We start from the raw sequence: 14,803 nt of genomic DNA, 5'->3' as shown, positions 1-14,803 counted from the left end.
TTGTCGTGCCCGTCCGGTGGGGAACGCGGACCCGTCTTCCACGGGTGCTCGGCACCGAGCGGGTCACCTGCCGCTGCCGGACGAGTACCGGCGGCCTCCCGACCGTCTCCGCGCTCCGCCACGAGGCGGTGGCACGGCGGGTGAGGGCCGCCTTCGGGTGTTCGCGTGGGGGTGATCAGGTGAGGGTAGCCTTGCCCAAGTGAGCACCTGTGCGACCGTGTCGCGTGAACTTTCGGAGCCGCTGGCCGCGACGGCGGCGGTGGCCACCACCTGGCTGCTGGTGGAGCAGAACGGACCGTGGGGCGCGAAGGCGCTGGGCGAGAGCCACCTGGACGCCGCGGTCGGGCGGGCGCTGGAGGCGGCCGCGGCCGGGACGGGCGTGCGGGTGGCCCTGATCCGACGGCCCGGGCGGCACGCCGACTGCCTGCCGACCGCGCGCCACGAGGTGCTGGTGGCGCACACCGTGCCCGGCCGCGGCTGGGTGCGCCGGGCGGGGGTGACGGATCCGGCGGAGCTGCTGGAGCTGGATTTCGCGGCGCTGGGCGCCGGTGACCACACCGGTTTCGGGGCGGAGCACGTCGGCGGCCCGGTGGCCCTGGTGTGCACCAACGGGCGGCGGGACCGCTGCTGCGCGCTGCTGGGCCGTCCGCTCGCGGCGGAGCTGGCCGCGGCCGGGCACAGCGAGGTGTGGGAGGTCACCCACCTGGGCGGGCACCGCTTCTCCCCCACCATGCTGGTGCTGCCGTACGGCTACGCGTACGGGCGGCTGACGCCGGAGACCGCCAAGGAGGTGCTGGCGGCGACGGCGGCCGGGCACACGGTGCCGGAGTGGTCGCGCGGCTGCTCGGGCTGGGAGCGTCCGGGCCAGGCGGCCGAGCACGCGGTGCGGCTGGCCACCGGCGAGACGGCGGTGGACGTGCTGACGCTCACCCAGCGGCCGGACGGCGAGGGCCGCTGGCTGGTGACGGTGCTGCACCGGGACGGGCGGTCCTGGGAGGTGGACGTGATCGAGACGGTCAGCGAGCCGGCGCGTCCGGAGAGCTGCGGCAAGGCGGCGGGGACGCCCTCCCGGATGGAGGTGCTGTCGGTCCGGGGCCTGTGAGGAGCGGCCCCGCGCCCGTGGGGGTGAGCGCGGGACCGCTGCGGCCGGAGCCGTGGCCGCCGGGGTGTCAGCCGGCGGCCTTGGCGACGAACTCCGTGGTGTACGTCTTCGCCAGGTCGATCGACCCCTCCTTGCCCTTGACGTCCGGGTGGAACGCGGCGAGCACCGCGAGCACGGTCTTCGGCCCGTCGGCCGGCATCACGCCGTCCGTGGTGAACATCGGCAGCGTCGCCTTGATCGCCGCCGCGTACCGTTCGGCGCCGCCCTGCGCGTAGTCGGCGGGCATCTTCGCGGCGATCTCCTCGGGGCTGTGGGTGGCCATCCACTTCAGGGTCTTGACGAAGGCGTCGGCGAGCTTCTGGGTGGTGTCCCTGTTCTTCTCCACCCAGTCGGTGTTCATGTACAGCGACGAGGACGGGTAGAGGCCGCCGAGCGCCTCGCGCGACCCCTCGGGGGTGCGCATGTCGTAGAGGACCTTGCCGAGGCCCTTGTCCAGGACGGCGGCGACGGTCGGGTCGGTGGTCATCCCGGCGTCGATGCTGCCCTGCTGGAGCGCGGCGATGAAGGTCTGGCCGGCGCCGACCGCGATCGGGCTGAACTCGCTGACGGCGGTGCCGTTCTTGACCGCGAGGTACTTGGTGAGGAAGTCGGTCGAGGAGCCGATGCTGGTGACGCCGAGCTTCCTCCCCTTGAAGTCGGCGCCGGACCTGATCGCGTCGGCCTGCTTGGTGGAGACCACCTCGACCTCGCCGGGCGCCTGGGCGAACTGCACCACGGACTCGACCTTCTTGCCCTTGGCCTGGAGGTCGATGGTGTGGTCGTAGAAGCCGACGGCGCCCTGGACGTCCCCGGCGAGCAGCGCGGTGGTGGCGTTGACGCCGGCGGGCTCGGTCATCAGCTCGACGTTGACGCCGGCCTCGGCGAAGAAGCCGAGCCGCTGGGTGAGCATCGCGGGCAGGTAGATGACCTTGTCCAGGCCACCGACCATGATCTTGACCTTGGGCCCGTCGACCTGTTGCCCGGCGGGGGCGGCGACGGCTCCGTGGCCGGCGGTGGCGGCGTCGTTGGCGCAGGCGGACAGCGGGAGGAGCAGGACGGCGGCGAGGGCGGCCGCGGCTGGTCTGCCGATCGGGTTGGGGCGCATGGGTGGGGGCCTCTTTCTCGGTTCTGGCAGGGGGAGTTCAGCGGCCGTCGCCCGCGTCGGCGGGCTTCCAGCGGAACAGCTTCTTCTCGGCGAAGGTCAGCAGCCCTTCGGTGAGCAGTGCGACGACGGCGAGGATGGTCATGGCCGCGTACACGCCCGCGGCGTTGAAGGTGCCCTGGGCGGCCGCGACGAGCAGGCCGAGGCCCTTGGTGGCGCCGATGTACTCGCCGACGATGGCGCCGATCAGCGCGAAGCCGAAGCTGACGTGCAGGCTGGTGAAGATCCAGGTGGTGGCGGCGGGGATGACCACCTGGAGGGTGACCCTGCGGTTGTCGGCGCCGAGGATGCGGGCGTTGGCGACGAGGTTGCGATCCACCTCGCGGGCGCCCTGGAAGGCGTTGAAGAACACGGGGAAGAACACCAGCACCACCGCGGAGGCGACCTTGGAGGCCGGGCCCAGGCCGAACCAGATCAGGAAGATCGGCGCGAGCACGATCCGCGGGATGGCGTTGAGCACCTTGATGTACGGCCCGAACACGTCGGCCAGGAAGCGGACCCGGCCGAGGGCGATGCCCAGCAGCACACCGCCGACGACGCCGATCACCCAGCCGGTGAGGGCCTCGTAGAGGGTGTAGCCGATCTGCTCGCCGAGCGAGCCCTGGGCGGTGCCGTGGGTGATCCACTGCCATATCTGGTCCCAGATCCTCGACGGCTGGGAGAAGTTGAACGGGTCGATGACGTCCGTACGGGCGCAGACCTCCCACAGCCCGAGGAAGGCGAGCAGCACCGCGGCCCGGGCGCCGTGGACGAGCGACTTCCGCTGGCGGGCGGCCCGTTCGCGGGCCTCGGTTCTCGTCGTGCCGGCCGTGGGCTTCCCGGCGCCGGCCGGCACGGGCTCGGATGCGGACGCGGACTCGGACTCGGTCTCAAGCGGCACGACCCGCTCCTCTCTCCCTGGTGATGCGCACCTCTTCGCCGAGCGAGGCCCAGATCTCGCGGTACAGCTCGACGAACCTCGGCTCCAGCCGGACGGCCTCCACGGTGCGCGGGCGCGGCAGGTCGACGGTGAAGACCTCCTTGACGGTGGCGGGGCCGGCCGTCATGACGACGACCCGGTCGGCGAGCGCGATGGCCTCGTCCAGGTCGTGGGTGACGAAGACGACGGACGAGCCCGTACCGGCCCACAGCTCCAGCAGCTGGTCCGACATCAGCGCCCTGGTCTGCACGTCCAGCGCCGAGAACGGCTCGTCCATCAGCAGGATCGCCGGATCGTTGACGAAGGTCTGGGCGAGCGCGACGCGCTTGCGCATGCCGCCGGACAGCTGGTGCGGGTAGCGGTCCTCGAACGCGGCCAGGCCGACCCGGCCGAGCCAGTCCCGGGCCCGCTCCCTGGCCTCGGCGGCGGGCACGCCGCGGAAGCGCGGGCCGGCCGTCACGTTGGACAGGACGGTGCGCCAGGGGAAGACGGCGTCCTGCTGGAAGACGAAGCCGACCTTGGGGTCGATCCCGCGCACGGGCTCGCCGTACACCCTGACCTCGCCCTCGGTGGGCTCCTCCAAGCCGCTGACCAGGGTCAGCGTGGTGGACTTGCCGCAGCCGGTGGGGCCGACGACGGCGACGAACTCGCCTTGGGCGACGGTCAGATCGAGATCGCGGACGGCGGTGTGCAGCGCCCCGGACGGGGTGCGGAACCGTTTGGTCGCGCCGGTCAGCTCGATCGCCGGGGTGTTGCTCATGTCCATCCTCCGGGGTCTGTGCCTGCCCCGGAAAGGTAGGAGCGGGCCCGGCCCCGGCGGGAGCCTTCTTCGCGTAGTGCGACTTCTCCGCATAGAGGGGTGTTCTGCTCGTTTTGCTTCCGCTACAACTGCGGGGACGCGGCTGACAGGAACATCCCGGAAACATAGGGTGTCCCGACCCACCCACCGGCGCCCCCGACCGCCCTCCGAGGACGCCCGATCCCCCGCAGCCGCCGAGAGGAGGCCCGGATGAAGCTCCCCCGCGGACCCCGCCGGGTCTTCGCCCAGCTACTGCTGAGCCAGACCGTCGTCACCGTCGGGGTCACCGCCGTGACCGCCGGGCTGTTCCTGGCCCCGGTCAGCAGCGAGCTGGACCACGACGCGATGCAACGGGCGCTGTCGATCGCCCAGGCCACCGCCACCGACGAGAGCATCGCCCGGGCCGCCGCCGCCCGCGATGTGGTGGCCGCGCAGCGCAACGCCGAACAGATCCGGCTGGCCACCGGCGCCAGCTTCGTGGTGGTCACCGACCTGGACGGCATCCGGCTCTCGCACACCGACCCGGGCCGGATCGGCCAGCGGGTCAGCACCGACCCGGAGCCGGCCCTCAGCGGCCGCAGCGTCACCGCCATCCAGGAGGGCACCCTGGGCCGCACCGCCCGCGGCAAGGTGCCGCTGCGGACGGCGGACGGCCGGATCGTCGGCGAGGTGTCGGTCGGCATCAGCGACGACTCGATCCGCCGCCGGCTGCTGACGATGCTCACCGGGATCCTGCTGTGCGCGGCCGCCGGCCTGGCCGCCGGGACCATCGCCACCCTCCTCCTGGCCCGCCGCCTCAAGCGCCGCACCCACAACATCGCGCTGGCCGACATCTCCGCGCTGCTGGTGGAGCGGGAGGCGATGCTGCACGGCATCCGCGAGGGCATGGTGGCGTTGGACGAGCGCGGCCGGATCCGGCTGGCCAACGACGAGGCCCTGCGGCTGCTCGGCCTGCCCGAGGACTGCGCCGGCCGCCCGATCGGCGCGGTGCTGCCACCCGGCCGGCTGGCGGACGTGCTCGCCGGGCGGATCCCCGGCACCGACCTGCCGGCCGTCCGGGACGACCGCGTCCTGGTGGTGAACCGGATGGCCACGCCCGAGGGAGGCGCGGTGGTGACCCTCCGCGACCGCACCGAACTGGAGTCGCTGGTCCGCGAGTTGGACACCACCCGCAGTCTCACCGAGGCCCTGCGGGCCCAGGACCACGAGCACGCCAACCGGATGCACACCCTGCTGGGCCTGCTGGAGCTGGGCCGCCAGGAGCAGGCGGTGGCGTTCATCTCGGAGCAGTCCGGCTCGCACGCGGTGGTCGCCGCGCGGATCGCCGAGCAGGTGCGGGACCCGCACGTGGCGGCACTGCTGGCGGGCAAGACCGCGGTGGCGGGCGAGCGCGGGGTACGGCTGGCGCTGGCCCCGGCGGCGCACCTGCCGGACGCCGTGGTGGACCCCCGGGCACTGGTCACGGTGCTCGGCAACCTGATCGACAACGCGGTGGACGCACTGGCCGCGGGCGGCGGGGGCCGGGTGGAGGTGAGCCTGGCCGCGGCCGGCCCGACCCTGCTGCTGCAGGTCGCGGACAGCGGCCCGGGGGTGCCGGAGGAACTGCGCGAGCAGGTCTTCGAGGAGGGGTGGACCAGCAAGGACGCGCCCGCGCACCGTCCGCGCGGGCTGGGGCTGGCGATGGTGCGGCGGCTGGTCGAACGGACCGGCGGCCGGATCGTGCTCGACGGCGGGCCGCTCGGCGGCGCCCGGTTCACCGTCGAGCTGCCCGAGGCCCTGCTCACCACTCGGCTCGTGGAGGCGTGATGATCGACGTACTCGTGGTGGACGACGACTTCCGGGTCGCGGACGTGCACGCCGCCTACGTGGCGAAGGTCCCGGGCTTCCGGGTGACCGGCACCGCGCACTCGGCCGGGGAGGCACTGGCCGCCGTGGAGCGCCGCCCGGTGGACCTGCTGCTGCTCGACCACCACCTGCCCGACGAGACCGGCCTGGCCCTGGTGCGCCGCCTGCGGGACCGCCAGGTGGCCTGCGACGTGATGATGGTGACGGCCGCCCGGGACGTGTCGACGGTGCACGCCGCGATGCAGCACGGCGCGCTCCAGTACCTGGTCAAGCCGTTCACCTTCGCCGGGCTGCGGGAGAAGCTGGTGGCGTACGCGCAGCTGCGGCACGCGCTCGCCGCCCCCGCCAGGGAGGCCGGTCAGGACGAGGTGGACCGGCTGTTCGCGACCCTGCGCAGCGCCGCCGCCCCGGCCGGAACGCTCCCCAAGGGCCACTCGGCGCCCACCACCGACCTGGTGATGGGCGTGCTGCGCCGGGCCGGCCGGCCGCTCTCCGCCCAGGAGGTCGCCGAGGCCACCGGGCTGAGCCGCTCCACGGCGCAGCGCTACCTCAAGCAGCTGGAGCGGGACAGCCGGCTGCGGCTGACCCTGCGGTACGGCGACACCGGCCGCCCGGAGCACCGCTACGCGCCGGCGGCCCGGGCCTGAGGCGCGCCCCTGTCCGGCCCGGGGCCGGACAGGGGCCGGACAGGGGCCGGACAGGGGGGAACCCCGGCGGCCCCAGGCCCGCCGGGGTTCCCCGGGCGCGACGGCTCAGGCCGCGCCCGCACCGGTGAGGGCACGTACCTCCAGCTCGGCGAACCGGTCCGGGTCGGCGGGCTCGGACGAGGTGACCGTCCCGATCCAGCCGGCCAGGAAGCCGAGCGGGATGGAGACGATGCCCGGGTTCTCCAGCGGGAACCAGTGGAAGTCGACGCCCGGGAACAGCGCCTCGGGGGAGCCGGACACCACCGGCGAGAAGCACACCAGCACGATCGCCGGGATCAGCCCTCCGTACACCGCCCAGACCGCGCCGCGAGCGGTGAACCGCGACCAGAACAGGCTGTACAGCAGTACCGGCAGGTTGGACGAGGCGGCGACGGCGAAGGCCAGGCCGACCAGGAAGGCGACGTTCAGCTGCTGGGCGAAGAGGCTGATCACGATCGCCGTCGCACCGATCCCGGCGGCGGCGATCCGGGCGACCACCACCTCCTGCTGCTCGCTGACCTCGGACTCCGACTCCCTCGCCGCCCGGGAGGCCGGGACGGCCTCGCCCCGGCGGCGCCGCCCGCGGCCGTCCTTCGTCTGCTCGCGCCCCGGCCGGGCGCGCCAGGCGCCGGCCCAGATGTCGTGGGCGAAGGCGGCCGAGGAGGCCAGGGTCAGCCCGGCGACCACGGCGAGGATGGTGGCGAAGGCGATCGCCGAGATCAGCGCGAACAGCACCACCCCACCGGTGCTGCCGTTGCCGCCGCCGAGCGTCAGTGCGAGCAGCGGAACGGCGGTGTTCCCGGCCGAGTTGGCGTGCCGCACCTCGGCCGAGCCGATCAGCGCGGTGGCGCCGAGGCCGAGCACGATCGCCATCAGGTAGAAGCTGCCGACCAGGCCGATCGCCCACATCGTGGAGCGGCGGGCGGCCCGCGCGGTGGGCACCGTGTAGAAGCGGGACAGGATGTGCGGGAGGCCGGCGGTGCCGAGCACCAGGCCGAGGCCGAGGCTGACGAAGTCCAGCCGGCTGGTGAGGCTGCCGCCGTACTTGAGCCCGGGCTCCAGGTAGCGGTGCCCGGCGCCGCTGTGCTGGGCGGCCTGGCGCATCAGCTCGCCGAGGTCCCCGTGGAAGCGGACCACCAGCAGCACCGTGAGCAGGACCGAACCGCCGGTCAGCAGGAAGGCCTTGATGATCTGGATCCAGGTGGTGGCCCGCATCCCGCCGATGGTGACGTAGACGATCATCAGGGCGCCGACGGCGATGATGGTCCAGGTGCGGGCGTGCGGGCTGCCGGTGCCGAGCAGCAGGGCGACCAGCGAGCCGGCGCCGACCATCTGGGCCACCAGGTAGAGCAGGGTGACCACGACGCTGGCGCCGCCGGCCGCGGCGCGCACCCTGCGGCGGCGCAGCCGCAGCGCGAGCACGTCGGCGAGGGTGTACCGGCCGGCGTTGCGGACGAGTTCGGCGACCAGCATCAGCACCACCAGCCAGGCGACCAGGAAGCCGATGCTGTAGAGCACGCCGTCGTAGCCGTACAGCGCGATCAGCCCGGCGACGCCCAGGAAGGAGGCGGCGGAGAGGTAGTCCCCGGAGAGCGCGAAACCGTTCTGCAGCGGGGTGAAGTCGCGGCCGCCGGCGAAGAAGTCCTCGGCGGCGTTGCCCTGGCGGCCGACCCAGAGGGTGACCCCCAGGGTGACCAGGACGACGACGGCGAACAGCGCGATCGCGAGCGAGTGGTGGTCGCCGGTGGGGGCGACGGGCGGCGGGGTGGCGGTCGTCACCGCGGTGCGCACCGCGGTCCGGACGGCGGCCACGGCGGCGTCGGTGGGCATGGTGGGCATCACGGTCGTCATCGCAGTTGGTCCTGGGTGTCCCAGCGCAAGCCCAGGGCGGCGCGGTCGCGCTTGGTCCGGGAGTTGCGGGCGTAGAGCCAGGTGAGCAGGAAGGTGGTGGCGAACTGCAGCAGGCCCAGCAGCCAGGCCACGTTGAGCGGACCGGCCACCGTCCTGCGCATCAGGTCGGGGGCTCCGGCCTGGGCGGCGACGAACAGCAGGTACCAGGCGAGGAAGGCGCCGGTGATCGGGAAGACGAAGGTCCGGTAGCTGCGGCGGATCTGCCGGAACGTGTCGCTGGCCTGGACCGCCCGGTAGACCTCGGTGCGGTCGGCGACCGGCTCCTCGTCAAGTGGCGCGTGCGGTAGGGCCGATGCCTCCTGGTCGTCGGGCGTGGTCTGGGCGAACGGCTCGTCGGCGGCCCCGTGGACCGGTGCGCCGACGGCCACTGGCCCGCCGGCGGCCTCCGCCGACTGGGCCGTACGGTCGGGGCCCGACTGCGTCGGTACCGCCGTCCGGCGGTGCGCGGCCGATGGCTCGGCGGACTCAACGGGGGCGCCGGCGGCCGGAGCGGCCCACCAGTCGAATTGCTGTCCCGGGCCGGGACTGCTCGTCTGCTGCTGTGGCACTGCTGCTCCTGGACGGCCGGATGTTCTGACCCGAACCATGATGGCGGCCCCCGGACAACGCCCCTGACCATCGCAGATACGTTCACTCGATGAGGTGATCGATCATCCGACAGACACTCATCGGACTACTGCTGCGTCCCGGTGATTCCGTGTCGGAAGGCGTAGGCGACCGCCTGGGCGCGGTCCCGCACCGCCGTCTTGGCGAACAGATTGTTGATGTGGGTCTTCACGGTCGCCGGACTGACGAACAGCCGCCGGGCGATCTCGGCGTTGGACAGCCCCTCGGCGATCAGCGCCAGCACCTCGGCCTCCCGGACGGTCAGCCCGTCGGGCAGTTCCCCCGGCCGCGCCGCGGGCCGCTCGGCGGCCTTCCGGGAGCCGGTCGGCTGCTCCGAAAGCCTTTCCAGCAGCCGAAGTTGGACCTGCGGGGAGAGCCCGGCGGCGCCCGAGCGGACGTCCGCGATGGCCCTCGCGATCTCCTCGGCGCCGGCGTCCTTGGTGAGGTAGCCGCGAGCCCCGGCCTGGAGCGCCGGGAACAGCGAGTCGTCGTCGGCGTAGGTGGTGAGCACCACCACCTCGGTCTCCGGGTGCGCGGCGCGGATCCGCCGGGTCGCCTCGACGCCGTCACAACGCGGCATCCGCAGATCCATCAGCACCACGTCCGGGTGATGACGCTCCACCAGGGCGACGGCCTCCTCCCCGTCCCCCGCCGCACCGACCACCTCGATGCCGGGCAGCAGCCCCAGCAGCATCACGATGCCCTCGCGCACCACCGTCTGGTCGTCCGCGACCAGCACCCTGGTCGCCCCCGCCCCCGCCGCCGTCATGCCGGCACCCGCAGCAGCACGCGCCACCCTCCGTCCTCAGGGCCCGCCAGCAGCGTGCCGCCGAGCAGTTCCGCGCGTTCGCGCATTCCCAGCAGACCGTACCCGCTGCCGCTGTCGGCCAGCTCCCCCTGCTCCGAGCGGTCTTCGGACGGGCCGCGCGGCGGCCGGGCGTTGCGCACCTCCAGCTCCACCACCCCCTCCAGGTAGCGCAGTCGCACGGAGCAGCGGGCGCCGGCCGCGTGCTTGCGGACGTTGGTGACCGCCTCCTGCGCGGTGCGCCGCACCGCGAGGGCGGCCTCGGCGGCGAGCGGCCGGGGCGTGCCGGTGACGGTGAGCTCGGCGCGCTCCCGCCCTGCCAGCTCGACCAGGAACTCCCCGACCGGGGTGAACTCCCCGCGCAGCGCGGACAGCGCCTGCCGGGTCTCGGCCAGCCCGTCCTGCGCCATCCGCCGTGCGGCGACGACCCGTTCGCGGATCTGCTCACGGTCCGTCCCCGCGTCCAGCATCAGCCGGGCCGCCTCCAGGTGGACGAGCTGCGCGGACAGGCTGTGGGCGAGCACGTCGTGGATCTCCCGGGCGATCCTGGCCCGTTCGGCGAGCGCCGCGCTCTCCGCCTCGGCGGCCCGGGCGGCCCGCTCCTGGGCGAGCAGCCGGCGGGAGGTGCCGCGCGCTTCGATGTCCAGCCGCAGCAGGTAGCCGAGCAGCGCGATCCCGCCGACGGTGGCCGCGATGCTGAGCCAGCTCGACGTGGTCACCACCGCGTACGAGGCCAGCGAGGCCGCCGCCGTGATCAGCCCGGGCGCGAGCGGCATCCGGACCAGCGCCATCACCGCCAGGCCGTACCAGAGCACGTCGGCGAGCAGGGTCGCCCCACCGGTGTTGGCCAGCCACGCGGCGCCGAGCAGCGCTCCGGTCAGCAGGTACGCGGGCAGCCGACGCTGCTCCCGGGTGGCGCGCAGCCAGGCCGCGCAGAGCCCGAAGGCGGCGACCAGTCCGGCCGTCGCGGCCACCGCCGCCCAGCCGGCGAACCTGCCGTCGGCGATGGTCCCCCAGGTGACGGTGGCCACCAGCACGATGCGGCCCAGCACGGTCAGGGCCCGCCGCGGCCGGCTCTCGGCCTCGCGGTCCATCCCCTCGCGGGCCGGCCAGCGGGTCCAGTACCAGCCGGACACGGCTGCCTCCTCGGTGTTCACGGCGGTGCTCACGGCGATGGGTCGGCGCGGCGGGACCGGTGCGGTTCAGTGCAGGACGGCGGTGGGCGGCACGGGCTCCAGCGCCCGGACCCTCCAGTTCACCACGAGCGAGCGGACCAGCAGCAGGACCGCCATGCCGAGCATCAGGGAGCTGCCGGACTGGTGGACGTGCAGCGCCGCGCCGATCCCGTACAGGCCGAGCCGGATGGCGAGCATCCCGGTCCACGCGGCGACCGTGGCCTTGGTGCCCTTGAGCATGACCGAGCCGTCCGAGGCCCGCCAGAGCCGTACGGTCCAGCCCCAGACGGACCCCATCGCGAGCACGGCGACCAGCCCGGCGGCCAGCAGGCCCCCGGACAGCACGGCGTGCTGGTGGTCGATGATCTGCGGGTCCCGCAGCGCGAGCGCGCCCAGGATCAGCGGAAGGATCCAGAAGCGGCGCTCGGAGTCCAGGCGCTGCACGCGCATCTGGCGCCGGACGACCAGGACCATCACCGCGGCGATCACGAGCAGGTTGGTGAGGGTGGTCATCGGACTACTCCGTCCCGTGGAGAAGCTTGTTGCTGACCTCTCCGACGCTACGGATCCGCCGGTTCCCGCTGATCGGAGCCGGGGTGGACCCCGGGTGGAACGCGAACGGCCGGGCCTCCACCCGTGGGTGGAGGCCCGGCCGGACGGGACGCGCGGGACGCGCGGGGCGCCCGCGTCAGGCGTCGATGCGCGAACGGTCCAGGGTGGCCGCCGAGTCCACGATGAACTCCTTGCGCGGGGCGACGTCGTTGCCCATCAGCAGGTCGAAGATCCTCTCGGCCTGCTCCAGGTCGCCCAGGTTGATCCGGCGCAGCGTGCGGTGGCGCGGGTCCATGGTGGTCTCGGCCAGCTGGTCGGCGTCCATCTCGCCCAGACCCTTGTAGCGCTGCACCGGCTCCTTCCAGCGCTGCCCCTTGCGCTGGAACTCCAGCAGCGTGGAGCGCAGTTCGGCGTCGGAGTACGTGTAGTGGTACTTCTCCTGGCCGCGCTTGGGGTTGGTGAGCTCGATCCGGTGCAGCGGCGGCACGGCGGCGAAGACCCGGCCCTGCTCGACCATCGGCCGCATGTAGCGGTGGAAGAGGGTGAGCAGCAGGGTGCGGATGTGCGAGCCGTCGACGTCGGCGTCGGCCATGAAGATGACCCGGCCGTAGCGGGCCTGGTCGATGTCGAAGGTGCGGCCGGAACCGGCCCCTATCACCTGGATGATCGCGGCGCACTCGGCGTTCTTGAGCATGTCGCTCACCGAGGCCTTCTGGACGTTGAGGATCTTGCCGCGGATCGGCAGCAGCGCCTGGAACTCGGAGTTGCGGGCGAGCTTGGCGGTGCCGAGCGCGGAGTCCCCCTCGACGATGAACAGTTCGCTGCGTTCGACGTCGTCGCTGCGGCAGTCGGCCAGCTTGGCGGGCAGCGAGCTGGTCTCCAGCGCGGTCTTCCGGCGCTGGGCCTCCTTGTGCTGCCGGGCTGCGACCCGGGTGCGGGCGGCCGCGACGACCTTGTCCAGCACGGCCCTGGCCTGGAGCTTCTGGTCCTTCTTGGCCGACGTGAGGAAGGCCTTGAGCTCCTTGGCGACGACGGCGGCGACGATCCGGTTGGCCGCCGAGGTGCCGAGCACCTCCTTGGTCTGGCCCTCGAACTGCGGCTCGGCGAGCCGGACGGTGACCACCGCGGTGAGGCCCTCGGTGGCGTCGTCCTTGGTGATGTCGTCCTCGGCGACGCGCAGCAGCTTGCTCGCGCGCAGCGCCTCGTTGACCGTCTTGGCCAGCGAGCGCTCGAAGCCGGTGACGTGGGTGCCGCCCTTGGGGGTGGCGATGATGTTGACGAAGGACCGCAGGGTGGTGTCGTAACCGGCGCCCCAGCGCAGCGCGATGTCCACGCCGAGGGTGCGGGTGACCTCGGTGGGGGTCATGTGGCCGAGGTCGTCCAGGACCGGCACGGTCTCCTTGAAGGTGCCCTCGCCGCGCAGCCGCAGCACGTCGCAGACCGGCTTGTCGGGGGCCAGGAACTCGCAGAACTCGGCGATGCCGCCGTCGTAGCGGAAGACCGACTCCTCGATCTGCTCACTCTCGGTGAGTCGCTCGTCACGCACCACAATGGTTAGGCCGGGGACCAGGAAGGCGGTCTGCCGGGCGCGGCTGTGCAGCGTCTCCAGGGAGAGCTTGGCGTCCTTGAGGAAGATCTGCCGGTCGGCCCAGTAGCGGATCCGGGTGCCGGTACGGGTCTTGGGCACCTTGCGGGCCTTGGTCAGGCCGTTGCCGGGCTCGAACGGCGCGTCCGGGCTGGTCTCGGTGAAGATGCCGGGAGTGCCGCGGCGGAAGCTGATCGCGTGGGTGTGCCCGCCGCGGTCGACCTCGACGTCGAGGCGGGCGGAGAGCGCGTTGACGACCGAGGCGCCGACACCGTGCAGACCGCCGGAGGCCGCGTAGGAGCCGCCGCCGAACTTGCCGCCGGCATGCAGCTTGGTCATCACGACCTCGACGCCGGACAGCCCGGTCTTGGGCTCGACGTCGACCGGGATGCCGCGCCCGTTGTCCCGGACCTCGACCGAGGAGTCAGGGTGCAGCACGACGTCGATGCGGTCGCAGTAGCCGCCGAGCGCCTCGTCGACGGAGTTGTCGATGATCTCCCAGAGACAGTGCATCAGGCCGCGGCTGTCCGTCGAGCCGATGTACATGCCCGGGCGCTTGCGGACCGCCTCCAGGCCCTCCAGGACGAGCAGGTGCCGCGCGGTGTAGTTGGAACCGTCGTCGCCGGCCAGCAGCGCGGACGGCACGGTCGTTTCGGCACTCACGCGGCACTCTCCTCGGTGAAGTTCTGTCTCATCGGTCACATCCGGACGCATCCGGACCAAACGCCAGTGCAGCACGCCGCACCGACACCCGTCGCCCTGCGTGCCCGATCCCCCACACCGGGTGCGCAGCACGGCGGGCCGGCCCCGCGCAGCTTGTACGCGCTGCGCGAACAAGCACCGCACCCGGGCGCGGGCCCCAGGGGCGCCATCTCCTCCCGGTACCACCGGTCCTGGCGGATCGTGGGGCCCGGCGCAGGCTCCGGAACTGCCGTTATGCAGGCTACCGGGGCCCGGGGCGGGGCTTATGCTCCAACCCGGCAGAGGATTATGCTACGCGGACGCCGCACCCGATCCCGATCGGGCGTTCGAGCGGCGGGCGGATCCCGGGATTTCGGCACGCATGAACCACCGACGCCCGGGGCACGTCCTCATCAACACAGCAGAATCCTCAGAGAAGAAAAGCCACGAGCGGGAACGTTTTCGGCCTGGTTGGATGTTGACCCTGGTACGACAGCTCGTCGAGCTAGAGAAGAGGCGACGTGACTACTGTTCTGACCCCTGCGAGCCCGCTCACCGCGGCTGACCGCTGCGACCGCTGCGGCGCCCAGGCCTACCTGCGCGTCGTACTCGCCAGCGGCGGAGAGCTGCTCTTCTGTGCCCACCACGGCCGGAAGTTCGAGCCCGAGCTCAAGAAGATCGCCGTGGAGATACAGGACGAGAGTGGCCGCCTGACCACGACCGCCGCCGCCACGGCCGTAGACGACGAGCGCTGATCCCGGGCGCCAAAACCAGCAGCCGGCGTCGTGCTGTGTCCGGTCGCGCACCGCGCGCGACCGGTGAGCCGGGCGGCCGACCCCTTCGGGGGCCGGCCGCCCGGCTCTGCTGTACCCGGCACGCCTTCCGGGCCCGTCGGCGGCCCGGCTCGCGCGGGCGGTGAAGCCGACGCGTCGTCAG

13 protein-coding genes are annotated in these 14,803 nt (G+C 73.0%); 4 read left to right on the top strand and 9 right to left on the bottom strand.

The annotated features are described in order from the left end of the window. Positions 1-199: 199 nt before the first annotated feature. Complete coding sequence (locus ACIQ87_RS37890; protein WP_402416330.1) at positions 200-1,102, top strand: sucrase ferredoxin; 903 nt, start codon at positions 200-202, stop codon at positions 1,100-1,102. A 67-nt stretch (positions 1,103-1,169) separates the two neighbouring features. Here the strand turns inward: ACIQ87_RS37890 and ACIQ87_RS37885 are convergent, their stop codons facing one another. Genes ACIQ87_RS37885 through ACIQ87_RS37875 form a run of 3 tightly spaced genes read right to left on the bottom strand, consistent with a single transcriptional unit; the run spans position 1,170 to position 3,982 of the window. Continuing rightward, a complete protein-coding gene (locus ACIQ87_RS37885; RefSeq protein WP_402416326.1) occupies positions 1,170-2,246 on the bottom strand; it encodes an ABC transporter substrate-binding protein in 1,077 nt (358 codons plus the stop codon). A gap of 37 nt (positions 2,247-2,283) precedes the next feature. Next, entirely contained in the window at positions 2,284-3,183 is a 900-nt protein-coding gene (locus tag ACIQ87_RS37880) for an ABC transporter permease (protein ID WP_402416323.1), read from the bottom strand. Then, positions 3,173-3,982 (bottom strand): ABC transporter ATP-binding protein, encoded by an 810-nt coding sequence (locus ACIQ87_RS37875; protein WP_392883708.1) that lies wholly within the window; start codon positions 3,980-3,982, stop codon positions 3,173-3,175. The genes ACIQ87_RS37880 and ACIQ87_RS37875 overlap by 11 nt, the downstream gene beginning before the upstream one ends. A 249-nt stretch (positions 3,983-4,231) precedes the next feature. Here ACIQ87_RS37875 and ACIQ87_RS37870 point away from each other — a divergent pair, with 249 nt between their 5' ends. Then, a complete protein-coding gene (locus tag ACIQ87_RS37870; protein WP_402416320.1) occupies positions 4,232-5,827 on the top strand; it encodes an ATP-binding protein in 1,596 nt (531 codons plus the stop codon). Beyond that, the gene (locus ACIQ87_RS37865; protein ID WP_392923948.1) at positions 5,827-6,513 is read left to right on the top strand and encodes a response regulator; all 687 of its coding nucleotides are present in this window, start codon (positions 5,827-5,829) and stop codon (positions 6,511-6,513) included. Before ACIQ87_RS37870 ends, ACIQ87_RS37865 begins: the two co-directional genes overlap by 1 nt. A gap of 105 nt (positions 6,514-6,618) precedes the next feature. Here ACIQ87_RS37865 and ACIQ87_RS37860 read toward each other — a convergent pair whose 3' ends face one another. The 6 genes from ACIQ87_RS37860 to ACIQ87_RS37835 all read right to left on the bottom strand — a co-directional run bounded on the left by ACIQ87_RS37860 (position 6,619) and on the right by ACIQ87_RS37835 (position 13,849). Next, positions 6,619-8,403, bottom strand: coding sequence for a cation acetate symporter (locus tag ACIQ87_RS37860; protein ID WP_402416317.1), 1,785 nt, complete (start codon positions 8,401-8,403; stop codon positions 6,619-6,621). Beyond that, entirely contained in the window at positions 8,400-9,011 is a 612-nt protein-coding gene (locus ACIQ87_RS37855) for a DUF485 domain-containing protein (protein WP_402416314.1), read from the bottom strand. Before ACIQ87_RS37855 ends, ACIQ87_RS37860 begins: the two co-directional genes overlap by 4 nt. A 125-nt stretch (positions 9,012-9,136) precedes the next feature. After that, complete coding sequence (locus ACIQ87_RS37850) at positions 9,137-9,838, bottom strand: response regulator (protein ID WP_402416383.1); 702 nt, start codon at positions 9,836-9,838, stop codon at positions 9,137-9,139. Further along, positions 9,835-10,968, bottom strand: a complete 1,134-nt coding sequence (locus ACIQ87_RS37845; protein ID WP_402416380.1) for a sensor histidine kinase — start codon at positions 10,966-10,968, stop codon at positions 9,835-9,837. The genes ACIQ87_RS37850 and ACIQ87_RS37845 overlap by 4 nt, the downstream gene beginning before the upstream one ends. A 108-nt stretch (positions 10,969-11,076) precedes the next feature. Beyond that, complete coding sequence (locus tag ACIQ87_RS37840) at positions 11,077-11,562, bottom strand: DUF1453 domain-containing protein (RefSeq protein WP_402416312.1); 486 nt, start codon at positions 11,560-11,562, stop codon at positions 11,077-11,079. 175 nt (positions 11,563-11,737) lie between these two features. Then, a complete protein-coding gene (locus tag ACIQ87_RS37835; RefSeq protein ID WP_402416309.1) occupies positions 11,738-13,849 on the bottom strand; it encodes a type IIA DNA topoisomerase subunit B in 2,112 nt (703 codons plus the stop codon). Between the two features lie 539 nt (positions 13,850-14,388). Between ACIQ87_RS37835 and ACIQ87_RS37830 the strand changes: the two genes are divergently transcribed. Beyond that, positions 14,389-14,622: a hypothetical protein gene (locus tag ACIQ87_RS37830; protein WP_402416306.1), complete on the top strand. Its 234-nt coding sequence runs from the start codon at positions 14,389-14,391 to the stop codon at positions 14,620-14,622. The last annotated feature ends 181 nt before the right edge of the window (positions 14,623-14,803 follow it).

It is taken from the genome of Kitasatospora sp. NPDC096204, from assembly GCF_044763205.1.
Lineage (GTDB): Bacteria > Actinomycetota > Actinomycetes > Streptomycetales > Streptomycetaceae > Kitasatospora.
This window is presented reverse-complemented; position numbering and strand designations above follow the sequence as displayed.

What these genes read in the sequence shown, in the direction of transcription:
- ACIQ87_RS37885 (WP_402416326.1), bottom strand. Translation starts at nt 2,246, where the DNA reads ATGCGCCCCAACCCGATCGGCAGACCAGCCGCGGCCGCCCTCGCCGCC.
- ACIQ87_RS37875 (WP_392883708.1), bottom strand. Translation starts at nt 3,982, where the DNA reads ATGAGCAACACCCCGGCGATCGAGCTGACCGGCGCGACCAAACGGTTC.
- ACIQ87_RS37870 (WP_402416320.1), top strand. Translation starts at nt 4,232, where the DNA reads ATGAAGCTCCCCCGCGGACCCCGCCGGGTCTTCGCCCAGCTACTGCTG.
- ACIQ87_RS37865 (WP_392923948.1), top strand. Translation starts at nt 5,827, where the DNA reads ATGATCGACGTACTCGTGGTGGACGACGACTTCCGGGTCGCGGACGTG.
- ACIQ87_RS37860 (WP_402416317.1), bottom strand. Translation starts at nt 8,403, where the DNA reads ATGACGACCGTGATGCCCACCATGCCCACCGACGCCGCCGTGGCCGCC.
- ACIQ87_RS37850 (WP_402416383.1), bottom strand. Translation starts at nt 9,838, where the DNA reads ATGACGGCGGCGGGGGCGGGGGCGACCAGGGTGCTGGTCGCGGACGAC.
- ACIQ87_RS37845 (WP_402416380.1), bottom strand. Translation starts at nt 10,968, where the DNA reads ATGGACCGCGAGGCCGAGAGCCGGCCGCGGCGGGCCCTGACCGTGCTG.
- ACIQ87_RS37840 (WP_402416312.1), bottom strand. Translation starts at nt 11,562, where the DNA reads ATGACCACCCTCACCAACCTGCTCGTGATCGCCGCGGTGATGGTCCTG.